A 4027-nucleotide genomic window follows, 5' to 3' on the forward strand; every position below is an offset into this window, starting at 1 on the left:
TGTTGACTATCAGTCTGACTCCACAAGCACCCACACGAATTGCTTGATTCAGTTGTTAAAGAGCGGTTGGTTAAGATCTTTCGTCTCAACCGAGGAGCGTACTCTACAGCACACACCCCCAAGTAGCAACCTTAAAAGTTTCTGATTTTCTAATAAAATCAATTACTTAGACTAGAAGCAACATCAAGCTGCTCGCTAGCGGGAGGCGAATAGTACAGTATTAAAATACGCGGTCAACCCCCCGCCTGAAAATTCTTTTCCTTATAAAGGAGCCCAGGGTGCCTCTATGAAAACGTCCTAGGTCTGATGCTAACGTTCAGGCGTTTCCCTATCCAGGTCCTGAACAACCATCCAAGGGCGGCCAATAGAACAGCACTGCCCGCGGCAGGCGCAATTGTGGTCAGAGCGAATTCATCCGCGTACTGCCCGGTGGGGCATATGAGCTATTAGGGTCACCTGGGCACGGGACAAGAACGTCACCCTTGGCCGTGTCGGTAAGATAACGCTCGAGCAGGCCCGCCAGGAAACCGCCCGCTATTTGGCCGATGCCCACGAGTACGGCGAACCACTGGCATCCCCCCAAGGCCGTAAAGGTGCGACCTCCCCTACCCTGCGCGCCTTTATACATGACACCTATCTATCGTGGTTCGAGGCCCGATCTGGCACAAGTGCACCTCGAGTGCGCCTTCTGCTTAGTACTCTCGGGCAGCGGTTCCGACGGCGCGGTCGGCTTGTCGCGCATTAAGGAACAGGGCGGTGTCACGCTGGCCCAGGCGCCGGAAGACGCCGAGTTCGACGGTATGCCACGAGCAGCCATCGAGACCGGCATGATCGATCGGGCGTTGCCTGGTGGAAATACCGCAAAAGCAGAGGCTCCGGCGGGGCGTCTCTAACAGACGATGAAATTTGACGGGTATCCCAACGTTTATGACTCAGGCAGCCCGCGTCCCATTGGGGTTTCAGCTCATTCGAGACACGCCATTGTTGAGCGCTCACGGCCCATTCGCCAAAAACAAATCGACATAATATTGACACCAAAATATCCATCCGTCGGAATATTGGCACGTCGCACTGTTAACTGCGCTTAACACCTTTACAAAGCCTGACCCCACAACTAAACAACATCAAACTGATATCAGGAAAGGCCGTATCCCTGAGTCGGTGCTACCCCAAAACACGGCCTCCCCCAGCCTTTCTCCAGGAGACCCTTCCACATGGGTACTCTCAGTCTATTGCGTGCCATGCGCAGCGCAGCCCCAGGCTGGCGTCCACGTTCGCCCGACTTGTCCTGCGATCCGCGGCTCAAGCGCGGCGAACATTTCCACCCCCGCAATACCCGCGCGGCTCTACCGGCAGCGCTTGTCCCGTCAGCTGGCCGACGATGTCCGACGGCCGCCTCGCACCCCCCCAGAACAACCTGAGCGGTGCAAGAACGGGACATTGTCCTGTTAGCAGTCCCTAACGATTCTAAAAATAAAAAATGGCATTTCCGGGAGAAAGACATGGCTACCACCACAACGACCAGCGGCGGCACCGTTACTTCGCTTTCCAACACTGCGCAAGCGCAGGACGACATTTTCACTACCGGTGTTATTGGCGCGAGCACCGCGGCCATCACTGAAGACCTGCTGGGGGTCGTATACCTGGACGTCATGTCTAATGACCTCGGCGGCAACGCAAAGACACTTTGGTCACTCGATGACGCGACCAGTCTTTCTACTGCCACCAAGATTTATGCGCCCGCCGACCTCCTGATCCAGGACACGGGCAGAATTGAGGCGACGAGCACTGACACCAGTTTCAACGGGGCGAAGATCTGGATTTCGTCGGATGGCAAGGTCGGCTACGACGCCGCTACGTTGTCGACTGCTTTCAAGGCACAACTCCAGTCACTTGCTGCCGGAGGCTCCCTGACAGACAGCTTTACCTATGCGATTCGTCTGGGTAACGGCACGCTCAGCTGGGCCACTGCGCAGGTGCAATTCGCTGGTGTGAATGACGCTGTGACGATAGGCATCGGCGCACAGTCCGGCACGGTAACCGAAGAGGCAGTTACGACGCTGAGCCCGACCGACTCGCTGAATGCGACAGGCACTATTGCTTTTAACGATGTCGACCTGAGCGACACACATACCGCCTCTTTCGTGGCAGCGGGAGGCAACACCACAGCGCTGGGCAACTTCGTCCTTGCGCCAGTGAGTGAAGCGGCCAACGCGGCAAACGGCACCGTTAACTGGACTTACACCCTGAATAATGCGGCAGCCCAGCACCTGGCCCAGGGTCAGACTGCTACCGAAACCTATGTGGTCACCCTCAATGATGGGCATGGCTCGACGACAACGCAGAATGTAACTATCACCATCACCGGCACCAACGACCAAGTGCAGATCACCAGCGGCGTGCAGGCCGGCGAAGCCAAGGAAGACAGCAGCGACTACGCAGCCAACGGCAGCATTACCTTCACCGACGTCGACCAGATCGACACTCACAGCGTCAGCGTCACGCCGGGCGCTTCCGGCTACTTGGGCAGCTTCACCATCCACCCACTGAGCGACAGCACCGGTACGGGCAGTGGCTCGCTGGGATGGAACTTCGCGGTGAACAACACCGCCCTGCAGTTCCTCGGCCAAGGCCAGAGCGTCACTCAAACCTATAACGTGGTGATCGGCGACGGCGCGGTACAGACCATTACCATTAACATTACCGGCACCAACGACCAGGTACAGATCGCCAGCGGTGTGCAAGCCGGCGATGCCAAGGAAGACAGCGGTGACTACGCAGCCAACGGCAGCATCACCTTCAGTGACGTCGACCTGATCGACACCCATAGCGTCAGCGTCACACCGGGCGCTTCCGGCTATTTGGGCAGCTTCACCACCGATCCATTGAGCGACAGCACCGGAACGGGCAGTGGTTCACTGGGATGGCACTTCGCGGTGAACAACGCCGCGTTGCAGTTCCTCGGCGAAGGCCAGACTCGCACCCAGACCTACAACGTGGCGATTGGCGACGGCACGGTGCAGACCGTGACCATTACGATTACCGGCACCAACGACCAGCCGACGCTGACGATTGTCGACAGCACTGGAGCGATGAACGAAGGCAACGGCACGGCCACCCTGAGTGACAGCGGAGCCCTGAGCTTTGCCGATCTGGACAGCACCGACACAGTGACCGTGTCGCAGACCGCTAACAACGACATCGTCTGGAGCGCTGGCGTGCTCAATGCGGGCGTGGCCTCGGCGCTGGTAGCCGGTTTCTCCGTAGACCAGAACAGCTGGGACTACAGCAGCCATCAGAACCTCGACTTCCTCGGTGCGGGTGAAACCATCACTTTCTCGTACGCGGTGGTCGCGACCGACGATAGCGGCGCGGCTAACGCTGCCTCGGCGACGCAGACTGTCACCATCACTATCACCGGCACTAACGACGCGCCCGTACTCAGCTTCGCAACGGGCAATGATGCCGGTGCAGTGCAGGAAGACACCACGCTCAGCGTGAGTGGCCAGCTCAGCTCGGCCGACATCGATCACGCTGCCACGTCCACCTGGACCATCAATGGCTCGGCTTCGGGCACTTACGGTTCGATCGCGGTGGACAGTACCGGAAAATGGACTTACACCCTGGCCAACGGCACCGATGGCGTCGCCAGTGCGGTGCAGTCGCTGAAGGCGGGCGAAAGTCACGATGAAGTGTTCAGCGTGCAGGTCAGCGATGGCCTGGGTGGCGTGGACACTCAACTGGTGACCGTTACCGTCAGCGGCAGCAACGACGCAGCCGTGCTGTCCTCGGCCAGCGTCACGCTGACCGAAACCGATGCCCCACTGACCACCGCCGGCACCCTCAGCATCAGCGATGTCGACAGCGCCGCGACCTTCGTCGCCCAGTCCAACACCGCCGGCAGCTACGGGCAGTTTTCCCTCGGCACCGATGGTGCCTGGAGCTACGTCGCCGACTCTGCTCACAACGAGTTCGCCGCCGGCACCACCTACACCGACACCTTTACGGTGAGCAGCGCCGACGGCAC

The 4027-nt window shown here is 59.0% G+C and carries 1 protein-coding gene and 1 pseudogene; both read left to right on the forward strand.

The window, feature by feature from the left end:
* Positions 1–656: 656 nt before the first annotated feature.
* Positions 657–867 (forward strand): annotated as a pseudogene (locus DFS28_RS30320) (chemotaxis protein CheB); the annotation flags it as partial.
* A 635-nt stretch (positions 868–1502) separates the two neighbouring features.
* A partial coding sequence (locus tag DFS28_RS30325; protein WP_218281375.1) for a VCBS domain-containing protein occupies positions 1503–4027 on the forward strand: 2525 nt, incomplete at its 3' end.

Source organism: Pseudomonas sp. 478 (assembly GCF_003254125.1).
Taxonomy (GTDB): Bacteria; Pseudomonadota; Gammaproteobacteria; order Pseudomonadales; family Pseudomonadaceae; genus Aquipseudomonas.